This window comes from Streptomyces sp. NPDC041784 (genome assembly GCF_055591025.1).
The window spans coordinates 362,972-387,483 of sequence record NZ_JBVJAB010000002.1 but is presented as its reverse complement, the minus strand read 5'-3'; the positions used below and the strand labels follow the sequence as shown (position 1 = coordinate 387,483).

At 71.4% G+C, this 24,512-nt stretch carries 21 protein-coding genes; 13 read left to right on the top strand and 8 right to left on the bottom strand.

All coding sequences use genetic code 11. The features are described from left to right. Positions 1-18 precede the first annotated feature (18 nt). Positions 19-1,122, bottom strand: a complete 1,104-nt coding sequence (gene cobT / locus ACZ6D7_RS05420; protein WP_469483771.1) for a nicotinate-nucleotide--dimethylbenzimidazole phosphoribosyltransferase — start codon at positions 1,120-1,122, stop codon at positions 19-21. 153 nt (positions 1,123-1,275) lie between these two features. Between cobT and ACZ6D7_RS05415 the strand changes: the two genes are divergently transcribed. Continuing rightward, entirely contained in the window at positions 1,276-2,184 is a 909-nt protein-coding gene (locus tag ACZ6D7_RS05415; protein WP_469483764.1) for a class I SAM-dependent methyltransferase, read from the top strand. Positions 2,185-2,251: 67 nt separating this feature from the next. Here the strand turns inward: ACZ6D7_RS05415 and ACZ6D7_RS05410 are convergent, their stop codons facing one another. Next, complete coding sequence (locus ACZ6D7_RS05410) at positions 2,252-3,460, bottom strand: bifunctional adenosylcobinamide kinase/adenosylcobinamide-phosphate guanylyltransferase (RefSeq protein WP_469483761.1); 1,209 nt, start codon at positions 3,458-3,460, stop codon at positions 2,252-2,254. A 113-nt stretch (positions 3,461-3,573) separates the two neighbouring features. Here ACZ6D7_RS05410 and ACZ6D7_RS05405 point away from each other — a divergent pair, with 113 nt between their 5' ends. Beyond that, positions 3,574-3,786, top strand: a complete 213-nt coding sequence (locus ACZ6D7_RS05405) for a hypothetical protein (RefSeq protein WP_469483758.1) — start codon at positions 3,574-3,576, stop codon at positions 3,784-3,786. Between the two features lie 163 nt (positions 3,787-3,949). Here the strand turns inward: ACZ6D7_RS05405 and ACZ6D7_RS05400 are convergent, their stop codons facing one another. Together ACZ6D7_RS05400 and ACZ6D7_RS05395 are read right to left on the bottom strand one after the other, a co-directional pair. Beyond that, entirely contained in the window at positions 3,950-4,651 is a 702-nt protein-coding gene (locus tag ACZ6D7_RS05400; protein ID WP_469483756.1) for a class I SAM-dependent methyltransferase, read from the bottom strand. Positions 4,652-4,734: 83 nt separating this feature from the next. Next, positions 4,735-5,331, bottom strand: coding sequence for a DUF3043 domain-containing protein (locus ACZ6D7_RS05395; RefSeq protein WP_469483753.1), 597 nt, complete (start codon positions 5,329-5,331; stop codon positions 4,735-4,737). A gap of 325 nt (positions 5,332-5,656) precedes the next feature. Between ACZ6D7_RS05395 and ACZ6D7_RS05390 the strand changes: the two genes are divergently transcribed. From ACZ6D7_RS05390 to ACZ6D7_RS05365, 6 genes are all read left to right on the top strand, one after another. Beyond that, complete coding sequence (locus tag ACZ6D7_RS05390; RefSeq protein WP_469484548.1) at positions 5,657-6,427, top strand: PspA/IM30 family protein; 771 nt, start codon at positions 5,657-5,659, stop codon at positions 6,425-6,427. 98 nt (positions 6,428-6,525) lie between these two features. Beyond that, a complete protein-coding gene (gene pspAA / locus ACZ6D7_RS05385; protein ID WP_469483750.1) occupies positions 6,526-6,804 on the top strand; it encodes a PspA-associated protein PspAA in 279 nt (92 codons plus the stop codon). 75 nt (positions 6,805-6,879) lie between these two features. Then, positions 6,880-8,103 (top strand): sensor histidine kinase, encoded by a 1,224-nt coding sequence (locus ACZ6D7_RS05380; protein WP_469483747.1) that lies wholly within the window; start codon positions 6,880-6,882, stop codon positions 8,101-8,103. Then, positions 8,100-8,783: a response regulator gene (locus ACZ6D7_RS05375; protein ID WP_469483745.1), complete on the top strand. Its 684-nt coding sequence runs from the start codon at positions 8,100-8,102 to the stop codon at positions 8,781-8,783. Before ACZ6D7_RS05380 ends, ACZ6D7_RS05375 begins: the two co-directional genes overlap by 4 nt. A 179-nt stretch (positions 8,784-8,962) precedes the next feature. Next, positions 8,963-12,067 carry an efflux RND transporter permease subunit gene (locus ACZ6D7_RS05370; RefSeq protein ID WP_469483742.1) on the top strand — a complete coding sequence of 1,035 codons (3,105 nt, stop codon included), beginning with the start codon at positions 8,963-8,965 and terminating at the stop codon, positions 12,065-12,067. An 87-nt stretch (positions 12,068-12,154) separates the two neighbouring features. Further along, positions 12,155-14,383 carry a protein kinase domain-containing protein gene (locus tag ACZ6D7_RS05365; RefSeq protein WP_469483739.1) on the top strand — a complete coding sequence of 743 codons (2,229 nt, stop codon included), beginning with the start codon at positions 12,155-12,157 and terminating at the stop codon, positions 14,381-14,383. 22 nt (positions 14,384-14,405) lie between these two features. On the opposite strand, the gene nadA is transcribed toward ACZ6D7_RS05365, so the two are convergent. Further along, positions 14,406-15,590, bottom strand: a complete 1,185-nt coding sequence (gene nadA / locus ACZ6D7_RS05360) for a quinolinate synthase NadA (RefSeq protein WP_469483736.1) — start codon at positions 15,588-15,590, stop codon at positions 14,406-14,408. Positions 15,591-15,853: 263 nt separating this feature from the next. Between nadA and ACZ6D7_RS05355 the strand changes: the two genes are divergently transcribed. After that, a complete protein-coding gene (locus tag ACZ6D7_RS05355) occupies positions 15,854-16,210 on the top strand; it encodes an iron-sulfur cluster assembly accessory protein (protein WP_093827773.1) in 357 nt (118 codons plus the stop codon). 89 nt (positions 16,211-16,299) lie between these two features. On the opposite strand, the gene ACZ6D7_RS05350 is transcribed toward ACZ6D7_RS05355, so the two are convergent. After that, complete coding sequence (locus ACZ6D7_RS05350; protein ID WP_469483731.1) at positions 16,300-18,099, bottom strand: hypothetical protein; 1,800 nt, start codon at positions 18,097-18,099, stop codon at positions 16,300-16,302. Positions 18,100-18,239: 140 nt separating this feature from the next. Continuing rightward, on the bottom strand, positions 18,240-18,449 hold the full coding sequence (locus ACZ6D7_RS05345; RefSeq protein ID WP_469483728.1) for a hypothetical protein: 210 nt from the start codon (positions 18,447-18,449) through the stop codon (positions 18,240-18,242). A 130-nt stretch (positions 18,450-18,579) separates the two neighbouring features. Between ACZ6D7_RS05345 and ACZ6D7_RS05340 the strand changes: the two genes are divergently transcribed. Beyond that, positions 18,580-19,554 carry a carbohydrate kinase family protein gene (locus ACZ6D7_RS05340; RefSeq protein ID WP_469483725.1) on the top strand — a complete coding sequence of 325 codons (975 nt, stop codon included), beginning with the start codon at positions 18,580-18,582 and terminating at the stop codon, positions 19,552-19,554. Positions 19,555-19,606: 52 nt separating this feature from the next. On the opposite strand, the gene ACZ6D7_RS05335 is transcribed toward ACZ6D7_RS05340, so the two are convergent. Continuing rightward, entirely contained in the window at positions 19,607-20,983 is a 1,377-nt protein-coding gene (locus tag ACZ6D7_RS05335) for an aminotransferase class V-fold PLP-dependent enzyme (RefSeq protein ID WP_469483722.1), read from the bottom strand. A 319-nt stretch (positions 20,984-21,302) separates the two neighbouring features. On the opposite strand from ACZ6D7_RS05335, the gene ctaC reads away from it, so the two are divergent. From ctaC to ACZ6D7_RS05320, 3 genes are read left to right on the top strand one after another with little or no spacing between them, the layout of a single operon-like run. Beyond that, positions 21,303-22,262, top strand: coding sequence for an aa3-type cytochrome oxidase subunit II (gene ctaC / locus ACZ6D7_RS05330; protein ID WP_469483719.1), 960 nt, complete (start codon positions 21,303-21,305; stop codon positions 22,260-22,262). Then, the gene (gene ctaD / locus ACZ6D7_RS05325; protein ID WP_469483716.1) at positions 22,259-23,989 is read left to right on the top strand and encodes an aa3-type cytochrome oxidase subunit I; all 1,731 of its coding nucleotides are present in this window, start codon (positions 22,259-22,261) and stop codon (positions 23,987-23,989) included. The genes ctaC and ctaD overlap by 4 nt, the downstream gene beginning before the upstream one ends. Beyond that, complete coding sequence (locus tag ACZ6D7_RS05320; RefSeq protein WP_469483713.1) at positions 23,986-24,384, top strand: cytochrome c oxidase subunit 4; 399 nt, start codon at positions 23,986-23,988, stop codon at positions 24,382-24,384. Before ctaD ends, ACZ6D7_RS05320 begins: the two co-directional genes overlap by 4 nt. The last annotated feature ends 128 nt before the right edge of the window (positions 24,385-24,512 follow it).

Below are 24,512 nucleotides of genomic sequence, written 5' to 3'. Positions count from 1 at the left end.
CGGTCTCTCTGGGCCCTCTCAGCCCTCGGTGTCGTTCTCCGGCTCCTCATCGGGGACCTCGGGCTCGGCCGGCTTCTCCGGCTTCTCGGCCAGCTCGGCGGCCAGCGCGGCCGCGGCCTGCACGAGCGGCAGCGCCAGTAGCGCCCCCGCGCCCTCCCCGACCCGCACACCCTGGTCGAGCAGCGGCTCCAGCGCCATCCGGTCCAGCGCCTTCGCCTGCCCCGGCTCCCCGCTCTTGTGCGCGGCCAGCCACCAGTCCGGCGCCCGGAACGCGATCCGCTGCCCGACGAGCGCGCACGCGGCCGCCACGACACCGTCCAGCACGACCGGCAACTTCCGTACGGCGCACTGGAGCAGAAAGCCCGTCATCGCGGCGAGGTCGGCGCCGCCCACGGCGGCGAGCAGCTGGAGCTGCTCGCCGAGCACCGGCCGCGCCCGGCGCAGCGCGTCCCGGATCGCCGCGCACTTGCGCATCCACGCCAGGTCGTCGATGGCCTCGCCGCCCCGCCCGGTCACCACGGACGCGTCGGTCCCGCACAGCGCGGCCACCAGCACACCCGCGGCGGTGGTCCCGCCCACGCTCACATCGCCGAGCACGACCAGATCCGTACCGGAGTCGGCCTCCTCGTCGGCGACCGCGACGCCCGCGCGGAAGGCCGCCTCCGCCTCCTCGAGGGTCAGCGCGTCCTCGAAGTCGATCCGGCCGCTGCCGCGCCGCACCCGGTGCCGTACCACGTCCTGCGGGAACGCGTCCGGCTCGCAGTCCAGCGCCATGTCGACGATCCGCACGGGCACGTCGAGCCGCCGGGCGAGCACCCCGACCGGGCGCCCGCCCTCGAGGATCTCCCGCACCAACTCCGCGGCGCTGCCCGCCGGTCGGGCCGACACACCCAGCTCGGCGACGCCGTGGTCGCCCGCGAACAGCACCACCCGCGGCCGTACGACCGGCCGCACGGGCACCGCACCCTGCGCCGCCGCCAGCCACTCACCCAGGTCGTCCAGGCGCCCCAGCGATCCGGGCGGCACGATCTGACGTTCCCGGCGCGCCTCCGCGTCGCGGCGCACCCCGCCGTCGGGGCGCTCGATCAGATCGGTGAAGTCGTCGAGATTAAGCGAGCTCATTCGCCGAACAGTACCGCCACCGGCCGAACGTCACGGCGCCACCGGGGCACCACACCCCCGCGACATCTTTGCGCCCAAGATCTGTATCCCATACGTTCCGTTTTGCTGCGGAATGTCGCAGCTCCGCACGCTGTCCCTCCTCCGGAGCCGCTCATGCCCTCCCGGCCCAGGCCCATCCATGATCCGCGCCGCGACGACTGCCCCTGGTGCGGCTCGAAACGGCTGCGCACCCGACTGCGCTCCCCGGACCTCCGCCACCGCCGGCCGGGCACCTTCGTGGTCGACGAGTGCCGGGACTGCGCCCACGCCTTCCAGAACCCGCGCCTCACCCCCGAGGGCCTGATGCTGTACGACGCCGACGGGGGCCCGCGGTTCAGCCACCGGCGCCTGCGGGCGACGGCCCGCGTCATGCTGCCCTTCCCGGAACCGGAGAGCTGGCTGGACGTCGGCACCGGGGACGCGTCCTTCCCCCGGGCGGCGAAGGAGCTGTTCACCTACACGGCGTTCGACGGCCTCGACCCCACCCCGAGAGTGCAGCGGGCGCGCGCGGTCGGCCGCCTGGACGAGGCCCACGTGGGCCGGCTGACGACCCCCGAGGTCCTCTCCCGGCTGCGCGGCCGCTACGACGTGGTCAGCATGCTCCACCACCTGGAACACACCCGGGACCCGAAGGAGGAACTCGCGGCGGCCCTCACCGCCCTGCGCCCCGGCGGCCACCTCCTCCTCGAACTCCCCGACCCCACCAGCGCCTCCGCGACCGTCCTCGGCAAGTGGTGGCACCCCTACGACCAGCCCCGCCACCTCCACCTGATCCCCCCGGCCAACCTCCGGGCCGAACTGGAGGCCCGGGGCTGCGCTGTCGTCGCCACGGACCGCAGAACCCCCCACACCCCCCACGACCTCGCGACGGCCGTCTCCCTGCGCCTGACCGGCAGCCGCCTCCACCGGCTGACCGGACCCGCCACCACCCTGGCCGCGGCCCTGGACCACCTCCTGGCCCCGGCCCTGCGCCGCACCCGCTTCTCGAACGCCTACCGGGTCATCGCACGGAAGAGGGCCTAGGGGATGTCTTGTGGATCTTGCCGGGGTCGCGGGCCCCGGCACGCACAGCCGTCGACGACCCCGCGTCTCAGCCCCGCAGCACCATCGCCTGCCCCGCGACGACCAGCACCACCTGCTCGCACTCGCCCGCCACCGCCGCGTTCAGCCGGCCCAGCTCGTCCCGGTACCGCCGCCCGGAGGCCGTGGCCGGCACGATCCCCGACCCCACCTCGTTGGAGACCAGCACCACCGTCCGCCGAGCCTCCCGCACCGCCCCCACCAACTCGGCCACCCGGGCCCGCAGGGCACGCTCACCCCCGTCCGCCCACACCGCGTCGTCCCACGCCCCGACGGAGTCCATCGCGTCCGTCAGCCACAACGACAGACAGTCGATCAGCAGCGGCGCCCCCTCCTGCCCGAGCAGCGGCACCAGATCGCACGTCTCCGTCGTCCGCCAGGACCCCGGCCGCCGCTCCCGGTGCGTGGCGACCCGCACCGCCCACTCGGTGTCCCCGCCCCGCGACCCCCCGGTGGCCACGTACAGCACGTCCGGGAAGGACTCCAGCCGCCGTTCGGCCTCCACCGACTTCCCCGAGCGCGCCCCGCCCAGCACCAGCGTCCGCCGCGGCACGTCCGGCACGTCCTCGTACACCCCCACCGCCAGCGTCGTCCCGTCCGGCACCGCCCGCGCCCCCGCCGCGGCCAGCCGCCGCATCAGCTCCCGGCCCGGCGGCACGTCATGGTCCAGATGGACGGCGACGACGTCCGTGGTCGGCCCCACGGCCCCCACCGCCCGCAGCTTCGCCAGCGCGTCCGGCCGCCCCACGACGTCCGCGAGGACCAGGTCGTACCGCTCGGCGGGCGTCGCCCCCTCCTCCAGCCCGGCCGGCGCGCCCCCGGGCGGCAGGTACAGCACCCGCTGCCCGTCCGGCCCGGTCACCGCGTACCCCGTGCCCGGCGCGTCCATCGCCACCGCCCGCACCCGGTGCCCCGTCAGCAGCGCCAGCTCCCGCCCGTCCGGCACCCGTCCCGGCTGCGGCAGCCCGGCCGGCACCTCCACCGCCGGACCGTCGTGCGGATGCGACAGCAGCACCTGCCCCACCCCGCCCAGCGTGTGCCCCGCGCGGGCCGCCGCGAAGGCCGCGCCCGGGGTGAGGTCGAGCAGCAGCGCCCCGTCCACGAGCAACGCGGTCGCCGCACGCGCGTGCGTGGCGAGCGACAGCGCGCACACCGCGCAGGAACAGTCGGGGCGGGGCAGGCCCGCGGGGGCACCGGTACCGAGCAGAGTGACTTCCACGGACAGATTTTCGCCTGTCTGACCTGGTCTTGCGCATCCGACTAGGCTGCACAGCAGAAGCCGGACCAAGATCCGGCTTCTGCTCTGCACGTGTTCACATCAGGGAGGCGTACATGGCGGCATGGACGTGGCGGTTCGAGAAGACCGACGGGACGGAGGTCCAGCCCGCGGTGCAGCCCGAGGAGTTCACCACGCAGGGGGACGCCGAGTCCTGGATCGGGGAGCAGTGGAAGGACCTGCTGGAGGGCGGTGCCGACCAGGTGCGGCTGTTCGAGGACGCCACCGAGATCTACGGGCCGATGAGCCTGCACGCCGACGCGTCGTAGGCGTGGCCGGATAGCCGCGCGACGGGTGGCCGGTGGCCGTACACCACGGCCACCCTCGCCGTACCGCTCACCATTGCGAGTGAACGTCCGTGAGTGAACGTCCGCGAGCGCACTGTCTTCGCGGGCGCCGCGAGCGCATCGCCCTCGCGGGCGTCCGTTCCCGCTAGCCCCGCACCCCGCACAGATGCAGCAGTGCCGCCACGCTCCGGTACGGATCCGTGCGGCCCGCGCGCTCCTCGGCGGCCAGCAGGGTCTCCACGTCCGCGGGGATCTCGGCCCCGTCCGGTGCCGTGTCGGTGAACACCCGCACCCCGTACCAGGCCTGGAGCGGCGCCCCGATCCCGGCCAGCGCGTCCGTCAGCGTGGTCAGCCGGTCCGCACGGACGTCCAGGCCCAGCCGGTTGCGGTAGGCCATGGAGTCGAAGGCCGCCAGCGCGCCCGCCCAGTCGCCGCCCAGCCCCGGCCGCAGGGCCAGCGCGTCCGCGTTGCGCACCAGCAGCGACAGCAGCCCGCCCGGGGCCAGCATCCGCGCGAGCCCCGCCAGCAGGGCGTCCGGCTCCTGCACGTACATCAGCACACCGTGGCACAGCACCACGTCGAAACTTCCGGGCAGGAAGTGCACGCCCGTGTCCCGGCCGTCGCCCTCGATGATCCGCACCCGCTCCCGGATGCCCTCCGGCTCACCCGCCAGGGCTTCACGGGCCGCCGCGACCATCGTCGCGTCCTGCTCCAGCCCGGTCACCTGGTGCCCGAGCCGGGCCAGCCGCAGCGCCTGCGTGCCCTGGCCCATCCCCACGTCGAGCACCCGCAGCCGCTGCCCCACCGGGTAGCGCCCCGCTATCTGCTCGTCGAGCTGCCGGGCCACCAGCTCCTGCCGTACGACGTCACGCAGCTCGCCCAGCCTGTTCAGCCAGGCCTTCGCCGCTCCCCCGGAGAAAGCCGCAGTGCTCAGGGTCGCTCTCCGCGCTTGACCTGCGGCTTGGGCAGCCGGAGCCGACGCATCTGGAGGGAGCGCATGAGCGCGTAGGCCACCGCGCCCCGCCGGTTGTCGTCGGGGAAGCGCTCGGCGAGCCGCTTCCTCAGGCGGAAGCCCGTGCTGATGGAGTCGACCACGATCAGCACGATCACGACCAGCCACAGCAGCAGCGCGATGCTCTGGAGCGAGCCCACCCGGACCATGCTCAGCACCAGGATGATCACGGCCATCGGCAGGAAGAACTCCGCCACGTTGAACCGCGAGTCGACGAAGTCGCGGGCGTACTTGCGCACCGGACCCTTGTCACGGGCCGGCAGATAGCGCTCGTCGCCGCCCGCCAGGGCCTGGCGCTGGCGGTCCATCTGGGCACGGCGCTCGTCACGCTGACGCTTGGCGGCCTCCTTGCGCGTCGTCGGCGTGTTGGCCACGCTCCGACGCTGGGACTGGGCCTCACTGCGCTTGGGCGTGGGCCGGCCCTTGGGGGCCTGCGGGTCGCGGGTTTGCTTGGAGTCGGTCACCACGGCCTTGTCGGCGGGGGCCTTCTCTTCCTTGGCACGGCTACGGAACACAAAACCCAAGGGTAAGCGCTCCCGGGCATGGACCCCAGCCCCGCGGGGAACGATCCGGCAACACCAGTCGTCTGTAGTGGGGACAGACCCGGACGAGAACGAGGAAGACGGGACGTCCGGTGGCCTAACGCTCACCCCTGAAGGTCACCTACTCCCTAGGCCGGAGCAAGGCCGTGGTCAGTCGTCCTTGGGGATGAGCGCATCCGTCCCCGAACAGTGCGTCAATGGATGCAGGGCCCGTACTGTGGGTTCTGTCGCAGAGCTGGAGCTGGACGTCAGAAGGGGGCGCGCGAAGCCCATGAGCGGTGTCATGAAGCGTATGGGGATGATCTTCCGCGCGAAGGCGAACAAGGCCCTTGACCGGGCCGAGGACCCGCGCGAGACCCTCGACTACTCGTACCAGAAGCAGCTGGAGCTGCTCCAGAAGGTCCGTCGCGGCGTCGCCGACGTGGCCACCTCCCGCAAGCGGCTGGAGTTGCAGCTCAACCAGTTGCAGACGCAGTCCTCCAAGCTGGAGGACCAGGGCCGCAAGGCCCTCGCGCTCGGCCGGGAGGACCTCGCCCGCGAGGCGCTCTCCCGCCGCGCCGCCCTCCAGCAGCAGGTCACCGACCTCGAGACGCAGCACGCCACGCTCCAGGGCGAGGAGGAGAAGCTCACCCTCGCGGCCCAGCGCCTGCAGGCCAAGGTCGACGCCTTCCGTACGAAGAAGGAGACCATCAAGGCCACCTACACCGCGGCCCAGGCCCAGACGCGCATCGGCGAGGCCTTCTCCGGCATCTCCGAGGAGATGGGCGACGTGGGCCTGGCCATCCAGCGCGCCGAGGACAAGACCGCCCAGCTCCAGGCCCGGGCCGGCGCCCTCGACGAACTGCTCGCCTCCGGCGCCCTGGACGACCCGACCGGCATGGCCAAGGACGACCTCCAGGCCGAGCTGGACCGCCTCTCCGGTGGTACGGATGTAGAGCTGGAGCTGCAGCGCATGAAGGCCGAGCTGGCCGGGGGTACCTCCGCCGGACAGCAGGCCATCGAAGGCGGCACCGGCCGGCCGCAGCCCCAGCAGCAGCCGCAGGACACCCCGCGCTTCGACAAGCAGTAGCCGAGCAGCAGCCCAGCGGTAGCGGCCCAGCGGTGGCAGGGCAGCCGCCGGGCGGCAGCCGCAGTCCGGCGCCGGGGCCCGGAGCCGAGGAGGCCGACATGATCGTACGGATCATGGGGGAGGGCCAGTGGAAGCTGGCCGACTCCCACTTCGCCGAGCTGAACACACTGGACGACGACCTGCTGGAAGAGATGGAGAGCGGCGACGAGGCGGGCTTCCACCGCACCCTCGGAGTCCTCCTCGACGCCGTCCGCCGACTCGGCGAACCCCTGCCGGACGACGCCCTGGAACCGTCGGAACTGATCCTCCCGGCCCCGGACGCCGGCCTGGAGGAGGTCCGGGAGATGCTGAGCGACGACGGACTGATTCCCGGGTGATCCCCTAGGGGCCGCAGCGGGGTCCGGGAGCCGCGTGCCCCCGGCCACGGCACGGAAAGCGACGGTAACTCCACAGTGACCCCCCTCGCCCGAGCCCAGCGCCAGCTGAAGGCGCACCCCCTCGCGGCGGACGCCGCCCTCGCCGCGGGCGTCCTGCTCTGCATGCTCGCCGGCTCCTTCGTCGACCCCCACAGCGGCCACACCGTCAGCTGGCGCATCCGCACCCCCGACCCCCTCAGCCTCCTGCTGATGACCCTCGGTGCCGTCGCCCTCGTCTTCCGCCGCCGCGCCCCCATGGTGGTCCTCGCCGTCACCGGCACCGTCTCCGTCGTCGAGTCCGTCACCGGCGACCCCCGCGCACCCGTCGCGATGTCCGCCGTCGTCGCCCTCTTCACCGTCGCCGCCACCACCGACCGTCCCACCACCTGGCGGGCCGGTCTGCTCACCATGACCGTCCTCACCGGCGCCGCCATGCTCGCCGGACCGCTGCCCTGGTACGCCCAGGAGAACCTCGGGATCCTCGCCTGGACCGGCATCGGCGCCACCGCCGGGGACGCCGTGCGCAGCCGGCGGGCCGTCGTGCAGGCCATCCGCGAGCGGGCCGAGCGGGCCGAGCGCACCCGGGAGGAGGAGGCCCGCCGCCGGGTCGCCGAGGAGCGGCTGCGCATCGCCCGGGACCTGCACGACGTCGTCGCCCACCACATCGCCCTGGTCAACGTCCAGGCCGGGGTCGCCGCCCATGTCATGGACAAGCGGCCCGACCAGGCCAAGGAGGCCCTCGCCCACGTCCGCGAGGCCAGCCGCTCCGCGCTGAACGAGCTGCGGGCCACCGTCGGCCTGCTGCGCCAGTCCGGCGACCCCGAGGCCCCCACCGAACCGGCGCCCGGCCTGGACCGCCTCGACGAACTCGCCGGCACCTTCCGCAGCGCCGGCCTCCAGGTCGAGGTCGCCCGCAGCGACGCCGACACCAAGCTCCCCGCCGCCGTCGACCTGGCCGCCTACCGGGTCATCCAGGAGGCCCTCACCAACGTGCAGAAGCACGCGGGAGCCGCGGCCAGGGCCGAGGTCAGCGTCGTACGCGTCGGACCGAGCCTGGAGATCACCGTCCTGGACGACGGCACCGGGGACGACGACCCCGGGCCGCAGCAGGGCGGTGGCCACGGCCTGCTCGGCATGCGCGAACGCGTCACCGCGCTGCGCGGCACCCTCACCACCGGTCCCCGCTACGGAGGCGGCTTCCGCGTCCATGCGATCCTGCCGGTCAAGCCCCGTACCGCCGATGTGAAGGACCCCGTATGACCATCCGTGTCCTGCTCGCCGACGACCAGGCACTGCTGCGCAGCGCGTTCCGGGTGCTCGTCGACTCCGAGCCCGACATGGAGGTGGTCGGCGAGGCCTCGGACGGCGCTCAGGCGGTCCGGCTGGCCAAGGAGACGCACGCCGACGTCGTCCTGATGGACATCCGCATGCCCGGCACGGACGGGCTCGCCGCGACCCGGCTGATCAGCGCCGACCCGACCCTGGCCGAGGTCAGGGTGGTCATCCTGACGACGTTCGAGGTCGACGACTACGTGGTGCAGTCGCTGCGCGCGGGCGCCTCCGGCTTCCTCGGCAAGGGCAGCGAACCGGAGGAACTGCTGAGCGCGATCCGGATCGCCGCCGGCGGCGAGGCGCTGCTCTCCCCGGCCGCCACCAAGGGGCTGATCGCCCGTTTCCTCGCCCAGGGCGACGCGCTGGACGACCAGCGCGACCCCGCCCGCGCCCAGCGCCTCGACGCGCTGACCGGCCGCGAGCGCGAGGTCCTCGTGCTGGTCGCCGGCGGCCACTCCAACGACGAGATCGCCGAGCGGCTGGAGGTCAGCCCGCTGACCGTGAAGACGCACGTCAACCGGGCCATGGCCAAGCTGGGCGCCCGCGACCGGGCGCAGCTCGTGGTGATCGCGTACGAGTCCGGGCTGGTACGTCCAAGGGTGGACTGACCTCCCCCCGGTCGTACTGCGGCGGGAGTAGGAGCCGCATAAGGAAATGGACCTGGGGTCTAGGGATCGGTGTCCGGCGATGGCCCAGGGTGTAAGGGCCACACCTGACATCACTCCTGCCACCACGTGGGCCGCTTCCGCGCCCACAGAGGCGCCCACGGAAGAGAGACCCTTCACCCATGTCCTGGCTGTCGAGATTCAGCCTCGCGCAACGGGCCCTCATAGGCCTGATGTCCATCGTCGCGCTAGTCTTCGGCGCGATCGCCATCCCGCAGCTCAAACAGCAGCTGCTGCCGACCATCGAACTGCCGATGGTGTCCGTGCTCGCCCCCTACCAGGGCGCCTCCCCGGACGTCGTCGAGAAGCAGGTGATCGAGCCGATCGAGGACAACCTCGAGGCGGTCGACGGCATCACCGGCGTCACCTCCACCGCCAGTGAGGGCAACGCCGTCATCGTGGCGTCCTTCGACTACGGCAACGACACCAAGCAGCTGGTCGCCGACGTCCAGCAGGCCGTCAACCGGGCCCGGGTCCAGCTCCCGGACTCCGTGGACCCGCAGGTCGTCGCCGGTTCCACGGACGACATGCCGACCGTGGTCCTCGCCGTCACCTCCGGCAAGGACCAGCAGGCCCTCGCCGACCAGCTCGACACCACCGTCGTCCCGGCCCTGAAGGGCATCGACGGCGTCGCCCAGGTCACCGTCACCGGTGTCCGTGACCTCCAGGTCTCCGTCACCCCGGACGACGCGAAGCTGGCGAAGGCCGGTCTGACCACGCAGTCCCTCGCCCAGGCCCTCCAGGCGGGCGGCGCCACCGTCCCGGCGGGCTCCTTCGACGAGGGCGGCGCCAACCGCACCGTCCGGGTCGGCGGCGGCTACACCTCCGTCGCGCAGATCGAGGACCTGCGGATCCCCCGAGTCGGCGGCGGGAAGCCGGTCCGGCTCGGTGATGTGGCCACGGTGCGGCAGGAGGAGGCCCCGGCCGACTCCATCACCCGCACCGACGGCAAGCCCAGCCTCGCCGTCATGGTCACCATGGACCACGACGGCAGCGCGGTCGCCATCTCGAACGCCGTCGAGGACAGGCTGCCCGACCTGCGCGAGGACCTCGGCTCCGGCGCGACCGTCACGGTCGTCAGCGACCAGGGCCCGGCCGTGGCGAAGGCCATCGAGGGCCTGACCACCGAGGGCGCGCTCGGCCTGCTCTTCGCGGTCCTCGTCATCCTGGTCTTCCTGGCGTCGGTCCGCTCGACGCTGGTCACGGCGGTCTCCATCCCGCTGTCCGTGGTGCTGGCCCTGATCGTCCTGTGGACGCGGGACCTCTCCCTGAACATGCTGACGCTGGGCGCGCTGACCATCGCGATCGGCCGGGTCGTCGACGACTCGATCGTCGTCCTGGAGAACATCAAGCGCCACCTCGGCTACGGCGAGGAGCGCCAGACCGCGATCATCACCGCCGTCCGCGAGGTGGCCGGCGCGGTCACCTCCTCCACCCTCACCACGGTCGCGGTGTTCCTGCCGATCGGCCTGGTCGGCGGCATGGTGGGCGCCCTGTTCGGCTCGTTCAGCCTCACGGTCACGGCGGCCCTGCTGGCCTCCCTGCTCGTCTCGCTGACGGTCGTCCCGGTCCTGTCGTACTGGTTCCTGCGCGCGCCCAAGGGCACCCCCGAGGACGCCGAGGAGGCCCGCCGCGCGGCCGAGGAGAAGGAGGCCAAGAGCCGCCTCCAGCGCTTCTACGTCCCCGTCCTGCGGTTCGCGACCCGGCGCCGGCTGACCAGTGTGGCCATCGCGGTCGTCGTCCTGATCGGCACCTTCGGCATGGCCCCGCTGCTCAAGACCAACTTCTTCGACCAGGGCGAGCAGCAGGTCCTGACGGTGAAGCAGGAGCTGGAGCCGGGCGCGTCCCTGGCGGCGACCGACGCCCAGGCGCAGAAGGTCGAGAAGCTGCTCGCCGGCGTCGAGGGCGTCAAGGACTACCAGGTCACCATCGGCTCCTCCGGCTTCATGGCGGCCTTCGGCGGCGGCACGGACAGCAACCAGGCGTCCTACCAGGTGATGCTGGAGGACTCCGCGTCCTACGAGGACGTCCAGGACCGTATCGAGGACGGGCTGAAGAAGCTCGACGGCATCGGCACCACGACCGTCGCCGCCGGTGACGGCTTCGGCAGCCAGGACCTGAGCGTCGTGGTCAAGGCGGCCGACGCCGGCGTGCTGCGCACGGCGTCCGAGCAGGTCCGCAAGGCCGTGGCCGGACTCGACCACGTCACCGACGTCACCAGCGACCTCTCGCAGAGCGTGCCGCGCATCTCGGTCAAGGCCAACGCCAAGGCCGCGGCGGCCGGGTTCGACGACCAGTCGCTCGGCGCGGCGGTCGCCCAGGCGGTCCGCGGTACGACGGCGGCGAAGGCGATCCTGGACGACACCGAGCGCGATGTCGTCATCCGCTCGGAGCAGTCCGCGAAGACCCTCGCCCAGCTCAAGGCACTGCGCCTCGGGCCGGTGAAGCTCGGTGACATCGCAACCGTCCAGGTGGTCGACGGCCCGGTCTCCATGACCCGTATCGACGGTCAGCGCGCGGCCACCGTCACGGCCCGCCCGACCGGCGACAACACGGGTGCGGTGAGCACCGAGCTCCAGTCCGAGATCGACGCGCTGAAGCTCCCGGCGGGCGCCACGGCCGAGATCGGCGGGGTCAGCCAGGACCAGGACGATGCCTTCGCCAACCTGGGCCTCGCGATGCTCGCGGCGATCGCGATCGTCTTCATGCTGCTGGTCGCGACCTTCCGCTCGCTGGCCCAGCCGCTGATCCTGCTGGTCTCCATCCCGTTCGCGGCGACCGGCGCGATCGGCCTGCTGATCGCCACCGGCACCCCGATGGGTGTCCCGGCGATGATCGGCATGCTGATGCTCATCGGCATCGTGGTGACCAACGCGATCGTCCTGATCGACCTCATCAACCAGTACCGCAAGCAGGGTTACGGCGTCGTCGAGGCCGTGGTCGAGGGCGGCCGGCACCGGCTGCGCCCGATCCTCATGACCGCGCTGGCGACCATCTTCGCCCTGCTCCCGATGGCTCTGGGCGTCACCGGCGAGGGCGGCTTCATCGCCCAGCCGCTGGCGGTGGTCGTGATCGGTGGTCTGATCACCTCGACGCTGCTCACCCTGCTCCTCGTGCCGACGCTCTACGCGATGCTGGAGCTGCGCAAGGAGCGCCGGGCGACGAAGCGGGCGGCGAAGAAGCAGGCCGCGGAGCCCGAGAAGACCCCGGAGCCGGCCGGAGTCTGAGCCCCCGTCGCGCCGACACCCTTTCCCCCGCTGGGATTTCATATGCTGAGCATTCGAACTGCTCTGCGGGGGAAGGGGATCGGGGCGGTGCCGCTGCACAAGGACGACCCGAAGGCGCTCGGCGGATACCGGATCGTCGACCGGCTGGGATCCGGCGGCATGGGTGTCGTCTACCGGGCCCGGTCCAGATCCGGGCGTGAGGTCGCCGTCAAGGTGGTGCACGCCCAGTACGCGGAGGACACCGTCTTCCGGGCCCGCTTCCGGCAGGAGATCGAGGCCGCCCGCAAGGTCAGCGGCGCCTTCACCGCCCCGGTCGTGGACGCCGACCCGGAGGCCGTACGGCCCTGGATGGCCACCCAGTACGTGCCCGCCCCGTCGCTCGCCGAGCGGATCCGCGCCACCGGCCCGCTGAAGGGGCTGGAGCTGCGGCGCCTCGCGCTGGGTCTGGTGGAGGCGCTGCGGGAGATCCACCGGGCCGGGGTCGTCCACCGCGACCTCAAGCCCGCGAACGTCCTGATGGCCGAGGACGGCCCCCGGGTCATCGACTTCGGCATCTCCCGGGCGGCGGAGAACCAGACGCTCACCGAGACCGGCCACGCGATCGGCACCCCGCCGTTCATGTCCCCGGAACAGTTCACGGACGCCCGCTCGGTCGGCCCCGCCTCGGACGTCTTCTCCCTCGGCGCGCTGCTGGTGTTCGCCGCGACCGGACGCGGCCCCTTCGACACCGACAGCCCCTACATGACGGCGTACCGCGTCCTGCACGAGGAACCGGCGCTGGACGCGGTCTCCCACCCGCTGCGCTCCCTGCTGACCCGCTGCCTGGCCAAGGAGGCCGGCGACCGGCCCGGACTCGACGAGCTGGCCCGGGAGTTCTCCGCGGCGCTGCCCGAACCGACGGGCGGCGACATGGAGACGGTGACGCTGCGGCTGCCCCCGTCGCGGGCCGTGGACCTGGGGCCGACCGCCCTCGCTCCGCCGTCGGCGTTCGCCGGTCGCCGCTCCCGCGTGCGCAGACTGCCCGTGCTGGCCGGCGCGGCAGGAGTCCTGGCCGTGGCCCTCACCGTCTACCTGCTCCTCGGCCCGCTGAGGAACCACTTCACCGAGGAGGCGGGAGGCTCGGCGAACCCGTCCGCGTCCTCCCGCTCGGGGCCCCTCCCGGCCGGCTGGCGGCCCTGGCAGACGACGCTGTACGAGAACGCCGAGCGCGGGGTCGTGAAGCCGCCGGCCGGCAGATCCGGTGAGGACTCGCCGCGCTGCACCATGGACAAGGGAGGGCTCTACTGCGGAGGCGACGGACTCCTGCCCACCCGCTTGGACGGCCGCACCGGGCGTACCCTCTGGCGCGCCGGCATCGCGCCCGACAAGGTCCCGATGGACCAGTACGTCTCCGGGGTCGTCGGTGTCCAGGACAGTGTGGTGGTCGTTCAGCAGGTGATCCACGACGATTCCGGTGAGACGGAGAAGTCGTCCGTCATCGGCCTCGACAGCGCGACCGGTACGACGCTGTGGTCCCACACGGTGAACCTCGACTACCTTGAGGCGGTCTTCTCCTCCGGGACGGTGCTGATCCCGGACGCCGAGAGCCGCTCGCTGACCGCCCGGTCGGCGCTCGACGGCAAGGTGCGCTGGAAGACACCCCTGCCCGGCAAGCACTCCTGCGCGCTGTTCGTCGTGGAGGACCGGCCCTTCGTGGAGTGCGTCACCGACGACCTGGAATCCGACGCCACCGAGTTCTTCGTCGTGGACCACGCCGACGGATCCGTGCAGCGCCTGACGTCACCGGCGGCCAGCTCCAGTTTCGTCGGCCCCCTCGACGGGCGGCTGGTCTTCGTGGAGTGGGACATGGGAGCCATGGAGGCGAGCGGCGACACGGTGTACACCCGGGTCGTGCGCGTCGATCCCGACAGCGGGAAGCGCAGTGTGACGAAACTGACCGAGCGGTACCTGGGCATGGTGACGCTGCGGCACGGCACGCTCTACTTCGCCACCTCCGGTGGCCGGGTGACCGCGGCCTCGCCCCTGACGGGAGAGCAGCTGTGGGAGACCCGTACGACGCTGGAATCGCCGAGTGAGGCCGTGACCGACGACACGGGGCGCACCGTGTTCGTGGTCAACGGGAGCGGACGGGTGTCGGCCCTGGACGCGTCGCGCGGCACCCTGCTGTGGGAGTCCACCGCGCGTGCCGAGGTCCTGGGCAGCGGGGCCCTGTCCCCCGTGCTGTTCAACGAGGGGGCCCTGGTGGTGACGACCCCCGACGCCACCGTCTTCACCCTCGACCCGGGCCACCCCGACCGGAAACCGGTGACGGTGTGACCCGGGTCGGCGCGGAGCCGCCCTACGGCAGCGCCAGCATCCGCTCCAGTGCCAGCTTCGCGAACGTCTCGGTCTCCTGGTCGACCTCGATGCGGTTGACCAGCTTGCCCTCGGCGAGGGACTCCAGGGTCCAGACGAGGTGGGGGAGGTCGATGCGGTTCATGGTCGAGCAGAAGCAGACCGTCTTGTCGAGGAAGACGATCTCCTTGCCCTCGGGCGCGAAACGGTTCGCCAGCCGTCGGACCAGGTTCAGCTCGGTGCCGATGGCCCACTTGGAGCCGGCCGGGGCGGCCTCCAGCGCCTTGATGATGTACTCGGTCGATCCGACGTAGTCCGCCGCGGCCACGACCTCGTGCCGGCACTCGGGGTGCACGAGCACGTTCACCCCGGGGATGCGGGCTCGGACGTCCTCGACCGAGTCCAGGCTGAAGCGGCCGTGCACCGAGCAGTGGCCGCGCCACAGGATCATCTTCGCGTCGCGCAGCTGCTCGCCGGTCAGCCCGCCGTTCGGCTTGTGCGGGTTGTAGAGGACGCAGTCCTCCAGGGACATGCCCAGGTCCCGCACGGCCGTGTTGCGGCCGAGGTGCTGGTCGGGCAGGAACAGGACCTTCTCGCCCTGCTGGAACGCCCACTCCAGGGCCCGCTGGGCGTTGGAGGAGGTGCAGATCGTGCCGCCGTGCTTCCCCGTGAACGCCTTGATGTCGGCGGAGGAGTTCATGTACGAGACGGGCACGACCTGCTCGGCTATGCCGGCCTCGGTCAGCACGTCCCAGCACTCGGCGACCTGCTCGGCCGTCGCCATGTCGGCCATCGAGCAGCCGGCGGCCAGGTCGGGCAGGACCACCTTCTGGTCGTCCGACGTCAGGATGTCGGCCGACTCGGCCATGAAGTGCACACCGCAGAAGACGATGTACTCGGCCTCCGGACGGGCGGCCGCGTCCTTGGCCAGCTTGAAGGAGTCGCCCGTGACGTCGGCGAACTGGATGACCTCGTCGCGCTGGTAGTGGTGGCCGAGCACGAAGACCTTGTCACCGAGCTTCTCCTTGGCCGCGCGGGCGCGCTCGACCAGGTCCGGGTCGGACGGCGAGGGCAGGTCGCCGGGGCACTCGACACCTCGCTCGCTCTTCGGGTCGGCCTCGCGGCCGAGCAGCAACAGGGCGAGCGGAGTCGGCTGTACGTCGAGCTCCGTGGTCTGGGCGGTGGTCACGTCACGCACCCTTTCTACTTTTCGTCGAACTGACGCTATCTATGATAGCTTGCTTCATGTCACTTTGACGATGGTCATAGCGTCGATGTGACATGAATCCCGGAAGGCGTGTCCGGCGGGCCGGACGGTCGCTGTTCGCTTCGGCGCCGGTGTGCGAGCATGAAGGAACAGGCGAAGAGAAGTGCCCGGCCCGGAATGAATCCGCGGCCCCGTCGGTTGCAACCGTCGGCAAGCAGTCTCCGTACAACCCGGGAGAGATGTAGATGTCCGTATCGGACGAGACCAGCACCGTCACCGACGGCATCATCCTGTCCGACGCCGCCGCGGCGAAGGTCAAGGCCCTGCTCGACCAGGAAGGCCGTGAGGACCTGGCCCTGCGTGTCGCCGTTCAGCCGGGCGGCTGCTCCGGCCTGCGCTACCAGCTCTTCTTCGACGAGCGCTCGCTCGACGGCGACGTCGTCAAGGACTTCGGCGGCGTCAAGGTCGTCACCGACCGTATGAGCGCCCCGTACCTGGGCGGCGCGTCCATCGACTTCGTCGACACCATCGAGAAGCAGGGCTTCACGATCGACAACCCGAACGCGACGGGCTCCTGCGCCTGCGGCGACTCCTTCAGCTAAGCCTTCAAGCCCTCAGGTCTTGTCGGCGCATACGAAAGGCGGCGGCCCCCTCCGACGGGGCCGCCGCCTTTCGTATGCGCGCAGGGCGGTCACTGCGGCAGCCGCGCCCCCGGCTTCTCCAGCGGGATCTCCCCGCCGTCCGACCCGACGACCGTCCGGCTCCCGAGCGGCTCGTCCAGCCGTACGGTCTGGTGGTACTCCTTGGCGATCAAGATGCAGACCTTGTCCGGCCAGGGCGTCTCGGACACCGTGACCTTCACCTGGTCGCCGCTCTCGGTCGCCGTCGCCGCGTAGTCCCCGCACACCCCGGCGGTGAAGCTCACGACCAGCTCGTCGCCCTCGGCCGTGTAGCCGTCCACCTGCACGTCACGCGGCGAGCCGGTGGCACTCGGCGCCGGCGTGGGCGTCGCGGTCGACGTCAGGTACGCCGGTTCCACGGCCGGATGCGTCAGCGTGTAGCCGTCCGCGGCCCCCGCCGCCTTCACGTCGAACAGCCAGGACGGTACGAGCACCTGCCGCCCGCCGGAGGTGTGCGGGGCGAGCCCGAGCACCGCGTCCTCGACGGTGACCGTCTCCTTCGTCCGCGGCGTGCCGGTGGACGACCCGCAGGGACTGTCCGGCCGGTCCTTCAGCGGCACCGGGCTGGCGCACCCGCCGATGTCCATCCGAGGTTGCGTCCCCGGCGCCGCGTTCATCGCCGCGAGCGCCTCCTCGGCGCTCAGCACCGGATACGTGTCGCCCTTCACCGGCGCGTCGAGCTGCCCGTTCGCGCCCACGACCGCACCCTGGGCGCTGACCGTGACACCGGTCGTCCAGCCGTACGAGGGCAGGCCGTCGATCACGGGGTCGGCGTTCACGATCCGCTGGGCGCCCATCACCTGGCTCGCGTCCAGTGCGGCGTCGTCCTGCCCGACGGCCTTCAGGACCGGCGCCGCCGCCTTCTTCGCGGCCTCCTCGCTCACCGGGTCGGTGGCCGGCGCCACGGGGTCCTTGGTGCATTTCGCGATGCCGCCGGTGCAGTTGTCGCTGCCCGGCGTGTACTGGGTGAACGTCCATGAGCCCGGCGCCTGCCGGTTCACCCGCAGGACCGGCCCCGATCCGTCGTTGCCCGAACCGACCTTCCAGGCGTCCCCGTCGGCCACCGGCGGCCCCTCCACGCCGAGCGCCTTCGCCAGCCGGGCCACCTCGTCCTTCGTGACCGAGCCCTTCGCCCAGTACACGGGCGCCGAACCGGGGCCGTCGGGAAGGTCGCCGTCCGCCTGGTACGTCACCCCGTAGGGGTTCGGCTCCCCGGGCGCGATACCGCCCGTCCCGCCACCGGACGCCTTCCCCGCGTAGTCGTCCAGCGCGAGCGCCGGGGGAGTCCCGTCCCCCGAGGGCGCCCCGGGCCCACCGGACCCGCCGGACCCGCCACCCACCTGCGTGCTGAGGTAGGCCCCTCCGCCTCCCACGAGCAGCACGGCGGCGGCCACGGAGGCGACGAGGAGGGGGGACCGGCGCCGGGGGGTGGCGGCGCCGACGTCGGGGGTGACATCGGTCTCCGCCTCCGCCTCCGCCTCGGCGTCGGCCTCGGGCGTGGGGGCGCTGTCAGGCTCGGCGTCGGCAACCTCGGCAACCTCGCCGTCGGCAACCTCGGCGCCCGCCTTCTCCGCTTCGGCGTCCTCGGTCCCGGGCGCCTTGGAGCCGGCTTCCTCGGCCTCGGCCTCTTCGACACGGCCGCTTTCCTCAGCGGCCTCCTTCTCGGCCCCGGCCTCGGCTTCGGCTCCCTTCTCGGCCCCGGCCTCGGCCGAGCCCTCCTCCGACCCCGGCGTCCCGGCTGTCGCCTCCTCGGAACCCGTCCGCTCCGGCTCGCGCGCGGCGTCGTCGTTCTCGGGTCGCTCGGTGTTCACCGCATCGCTCCTTCGGCTGCCCTGCTGTCGTACCCCACATCCCCTTTACGGGGGACAGCGATGGGACGCGGCGGGGGAGCGCACGGTTCCCTCCCGAGCGCCGCACCGAAGGAAAAATTCCCGCCAGAACTCCGGATGGCCTAATTTCCGTAGTCCGGCATGGCCTCCAGCAGCCGGGCCGAGGCCGCCGGGACGGAGACACCGTGGATGAGGGAGGGTGAGACCGGTCGCGCGGTGGCCTTCTCCGGCGCCGCCCAGTGCGGAGCCATCCGGGCGCAGTCGCCCCACAGCGACGCCATGTCGCCTTCGAGGTCGGCCGGAGTGGTCGCGTGGAGATCGAGGTTCGTCATAGCGGAACCGTAAGCATGCTGGAGCCTGCGAAGAAAGATCTACTATCGGGTAGTTTCGACTGCTTCAGTGGCGGCCTTCCACCCGGTAGCGTGAACTGTCAATCCCCCTCCCCTCAGGAGAGTCCACGCCGTGCGCATCGCAGTCACCGGCTCCATCGCAACCGACCACCTCATGACCTTCCCCGGCCGCTTCGCCGACCAGCTCGTCGCGGACCAGCTGCACACGGTCTCGCTGTCCTTCCTGGTCGACCAGCTGGACGTACGGCGCGGCGGGGTCGGGGCGAACATCGCCTTCGGCATGGGGCAGCTCGGCACCCAGCCCGTCCTGGTCGGCGCCGCGGGCTCCGACTTCGACGACTACCGGGCCTGGCTGGACCGCCACGGTGTCGACACCGAGTCGGTCCGCATCTCGGAGACCCTGCACACCGCCCGTTTCGTGTGCACCACCGACGCCGACCACAACCAGATCGGCTCCTTCTACACGGGCGCGATGAGCGAGGCCCGCCTCATCGAGCTGAAGACCGTCGCCGACCGCGTCGGCGGTCTCGACCTGGTCCTGATCGGCGCCGACGACCCGGAGGCCATGCTCCGCCACACGGAGGAGTGCCGCTCCCGCGCGATCCCCTTCGCCGCCGACTTCTCCCAGCAGATCGCCCGGATGGACGGCGAGGAGATCCGCATCCTCCTGGACGGGGCGACGTACCTCTTCTCCAACGAGTACGAGAAGGGCCTCATCGAGACCAAGACCGGCTGGAGCGACGAGGAGATCCTCGCCAAGGTCGGCCACCGCGTCACCACCCTCGGCTCGCGCGGCGTCCGCGTCGAGCGGGCCGGCGAGGACCCGATCGAGGTCGGCTGCCCGCAGGAGGAGCGCAAGGCCGAGCCCACCGGCGTCGGCGACGCCTTCCGGGCCGGCTTCCTCTCCGGTCTGGTCTGGGGTGTCTCCCTGGAGCGCGCCGCCCAGATCGGCTGCATGCTCGCCACCCTCGTCATCGAGACGGTCGGCACGCAGGAGTACCAGCTGCGCCGCGCCCACTTCATGGACCGCTTCGCCACGGCGTACGGCGACGAGGCCGCCTCCGAGGTCCGCAAGCACCTCGGCTGAGGCCCGTAGGGCACCCACCCGTAGGGCACCCACCCGTAGGGCACTCACCGGGTCAGGACACCCGGCGGACCACATACGCGGTTCCGTGGTCCGCCGGCTCCTCACCGACGTACTCCTGCCCCCGCATCTCGCACCACGCCGGGATGTCGAGCCGGGCCGCCTCGTCGTCCGAGAGCACCCGCACCGTGCCGCCGACCGGCACGTCCCCGATGACCTTCGCCAGCTCGATGACGGGGATCGGGCACCGCTTGCCGAGGGCGTCCACGACGAGCACGTCACCGCGCACGTCCGCTACCGGGGCCGGCGCCCCCAGCTTCTCCCGCACCCCCGCCACGGCCCCCGGCAGAACGGCCAGAAACCGCTCCACGTCGTCCTCGGCCACCCCGAACGGCAGCGACACCCGCACGTTCCCCTCGCTCAGCACCCCCATGGCCCTGAGCACATGGCTCGGCGTCAGCGTGCTGCTGGTGCAGGACGATCCCGAGGAGACCGAGAACCCCTCCCGGTCCAACTCGTGCAGCAGCGCCTCCCCGTCGACGTACAGACAGGAGAAGGTGACGATCCCCGGCAGCCTCCGCCGCGGATCCCCCACCACCTCCACATCGGGGACGACGGCCGCCACCCGCGCCCGGATCCGCTCCGTCAGCTCCCGCAGCCGTACCGCCTCGGCCGCCGCCTCCGCCCGCACCGCCCGCAGCGAGGCCGCCGCGGCCACGACGGCCGGAATGTTCTCGAACCCGGCCGCCCGCCCCGACTCCCGTTCGTCCACGGCCCCTTGGGGCGCGAACCGCACACCCTTGCGGACCACCAGCAGCCCCACCCCCGACGGCCCGCCCCACTTGTGCGCACTGCCCGCCAGCAGCGACCAGGGCCCGTCCACCGCCCCCCACGCGAGCGACTGGGCGGCGTCCACCAGCAACGGCACCCCGGCCGCCCGGCACCTTTCGGCCACCTCGGCGACCGGCTGCTCGGTCCCCACCTCGTGGTTGGCGGACTGGAGACAGGCGAGCGCGGTGTCGCCCCGCAGCGCGGCCCCGTACTCCTCGACGTCCACGGCCCCCGCCCTGTCGACCGCCACCCGGGTCACCGTGCCGCCGTCCCGCTCGAACACCTCGGCCGAATGGAGCACCGAGGAGTGTTCGACGGATGACACGATCAGGTGACGTCCGGCCCGCCGCCGCCCGGCCAGGGCGCCCGCGATGCCACTGTGCACGGCCCGCGTCCCGGACGAGGTGAACACCAGCTCGTCCGGCCGGCAGCCGACGGCCTCGGCGGCCGCCTCCCGGGCGGCGTCCAGCAGCAACCGCGCCCGCCGCCCCTCCCGGTAGAGCCGCGCCGGATCGGCCCACCCCTCGTCGAGCGAGGCCAACAGCGCCTGACGGGCGACGGGATGGAGGGGAGCGGCGGAGGCGGCATCGAAGTAGGACACATGGCAACGTTAGATCGCGGGGGAGCGGTGCGGGGCGCGGGACCGTTCCGATCGCGGCTCCGCCGTGTGGGCGCGACCGGCCTCATCGCCTCCGTACTCGCCACACAAGCCGCATTGACGGGTGATTAGGCGCCCATCCCCACCCCTTCGGGGTGACCCGCGGCGCGTATGCCACCCTCCCCGCGAACCCCCGGAAGGCGTCGGCTAGGGTTTGGTCCGCATAAACATCCAAACCCCTGCCCGACGCAGGGCGGCGACCGACCAGCGAGAAGGCAGGCCGCAGCCAACCGCGCGGGCGAGACTCTCGGGAAGGCGCTACGTGAGTCCCAACGGCTCCGACCGCTCGCCGCGGCGCCCGATGCGGCGGAAGCTGCTGCAGGCAATGACCGCGGGCCTGGTCCTGGCGACCGCCACCGGTTGCACATACAAGGACTTCCCCCGCCTTGGCATGCCCACCCCGGTCACAGAAGAGGCTCCGCGGATCCTCTCCCTGTGGCAGGGCTCCTGGGCCGCCGCGCTGGCCACCGGCGTGCTGGTGTGGGGCCTGATCCTGTGGAGTGCTTTCTTCCACCGGCGCAGCCGCACGAAGGTCGAAGTTCCTCCGCAGACCCGGTACAACATGCCCATCGAGGCTCTGTACACGGTGGTGCCGATCATCATCGTCTCGGTGCTGTTCTACTTCACGGCACGTGACGAGACGAAGCTGCTGAGCCTCGACAAGAAGCCCGACGTCACGGTCAACGTGGTCGGCTTCCAGTGGAGCTGGTGCTTCAACTACATCGCGGACGTCGAAGGCTCCACCGGCAACGCGAAGACCGACAAGAACCTGGCCGCGATCCCGGACCGGCACAAGAAGGACTTCCCGGCCGAGGCGGGCGGCGTCTACAACTGCGGTGTCCCCGGTGAGCGGAACCCGCAGACCAACAACCCGGGCCCGACTCTCGTGCTCCCCGAGGGCAAGACGGTCCGCTTCGTCCTGACCTCGCGTGACGTCATCCACTCCTTCTGGGTGGTGCCGTTCCTGATGAAGCAGGACGTCATCCCGGGTCACACCAACGCCTTCCAGGTGGTCCCCAACCATGAGGGCACCTTCCTGGGCAAGTGCGCCGAGCTGTGCGGTGTCGACCACTCCCGGATGCTGTTCAACGTGAAGGTCGTCTCCCCCGAGCGCTACGAGCAGTACCTCAAGGACCTCGTCAAGAAGGGGCAGACCGGTTACGTTCCCGCGGGCATCGAGCAGACCGCCCACGAGAAGAACCGGGAGACGAACAACCTGTGAGCATCCTCAACGAACCCCAGGGTGCCGCGGCAGCTGAAGGCTCCTACGAGAATGAGCTGCCCGTCCGGCGCAAGCAGCCCGGCAACGTCGTGGTCAAGTGGCTCACCACCACCGACCACAAGACCATCGGTACGTTGTACCTGGTCACGTCTTTCGTGTTCTTCTGCATCGGTGGCGTGATGGCGCTCTTCATGCGCGCCGAGCTGGCCCGTCCGGGTCTGCAGATCATGTCGAACGAGCAGTTCAACCAGGCGTTCACGATGCACGGCACGATCATGCTGCTGATGTTCGCGACGCCGCTGTTCGCCGGCTTCGCGAACTGGATCATGCCGCTCCAGATCGGCGCGCCGGATGTGGCCTTCCCGCGGCTGAACATGTTCGCCTACTGGCTGTACCTGTTCGGCTCGCTCGTCGCCGTCGCCGGCTTCCTCACCCCGCAGGGTGCGGCCGACTTCGGCTGGTTCGCCTACTCCCCGCTGTCGGACGCGGTCCGCAGCCCGGGCGTCGGCGCCGACATGTGGATCATGGGTCTGGCCTTCTCCGGCTTCGGCACCATCCTCGGCTCGGTCAACTTCATCACCACGATCATCTGCATGCGCGCGCCGGGCATGACCATGTTCCGCATGCCGATCTTCGTGTGGAACGTCCTGCTGACCGGTGTCCTGGTCCTGCTGGCCTTCCCGGTCCTGGCGGCCGCGCTGTTCGCCCTGGAGGCGGACCGCAAGTTCGGTTCCCACATCTTCGACGCGGCCAACGGCGGCGCGTTGCTGTGGCAACACCTCTTCTGGTTCTTCGGACACCCAGAGGTGTACATCATCGCGCTGCCGTTCTTCGGCATCATCTCCGAGGTCATCCCGGTCTTCTCCCGGAAGCCGATGTTCGGCTACTTCGGCCTGATCTCCGCGACGATCGCGATCGCCGGTCTGTCCATCACGGTGTGGGCGCACCACATGTACGTCACCGGTGGCGTCCTGCTCCCGTTCTTCTCCTTCATGACGTTCCTCATCGCCGTCCCGACCGGTGTGAAGTTCTTCAACTGGATCGGAACGATGTGGAAGGGCTCGTTGTCCTTCGAGACACCGATGCTCTGGGCGACGGGCTTCCTCATCACCTTCACCTTCGGTGGTCTGACCGGCGTCATCCTGGCCTCGCCGCCGATGGACTTCCACGTCTCCGACTCGTACTTCGTGGTGGCGCACTTCCACTACGTCGTCTTCGGCACCGTCGTCTTCGCGATGTTCTCCGGCTTCCACTTCTGGTGGCCGAAGTGGACGGGCAAGATGCTCGACGAGCGCCTCGGCAAGATCACCTTCTGGACGCTGTTCGTCGGCTTCCACGGCACCTTCCTGGTCCAGCACTGGCTGGGTGCCGAGGGCATGCCGCGTCGCTACGCCGACTACCTGGCGGCCGACGGGTTCACCGCCCTGAACACGGTCTCGACGATCAGCTCGTTCGTCCTCGGTCTGTCGGTCCTGCCGTTCCTCTACAACGTGTGGAAGACGGCCAAGTACGGCAAGCCGGTCGGCGTCGACGACCCGTGGGGCTACGGCCGCTCCCTGGAGTGGGCGACCTCCTGCCCGCCGCCGAGGCACAACTTCCTCACCCTGCCGCGGATCCGCAGTGAATCCCCGGCGTTCGACCTGCACCACCCCGAGATCGCGGCGCTCGAGCAGATGGAGCACGCCGGGGCCGGTGCCATCGCGGGCAGCAAGGAGGCCGGCAAGTGAAGATCCAGGGCACGATGTTCACCTGGCTGAGCGTCTTCGTCCTCGCCATGGCTGTCGTCTATGGCGTGTGGTCGAAGGAGCCGGTCGGCACCACGGCCCTCTTCCTGGCCTTCGGCCTGTGCATCATGGTCGGCTTCTACCTGGGCTTCACCGCCCGGCGGGTCGACACCGGTGCCCAGGACAACAAGGAGGCGGACGTCGCGGACGACGCCGGCGAGATCGGGTTCTTCAGCCCGCACAGCTGGCAGCCGCTCTCCCTGGCCGTCGGTGGCGCCATCGCCTTCCTCGGCGTGGCGGTCGGCTGGTGGCTGCTGTACTTCTCCGCCCCGATCATCATGATCGGAATCTTCGGCTGGGTCTTCGAGTACTACCGCGGTGAGAACCGCACCCAGTAGCACGCGCTGAGCGCACGGGAGCCCGGACACTCCGTCACGGAGGGTCCGGGCTCCGTCTTTTGCCGCAATGTGTGTCCTCCATCCGTGGCGCCCAGCGCGCCGCGGTTGACGCGGCTCCCTAGCGTGAA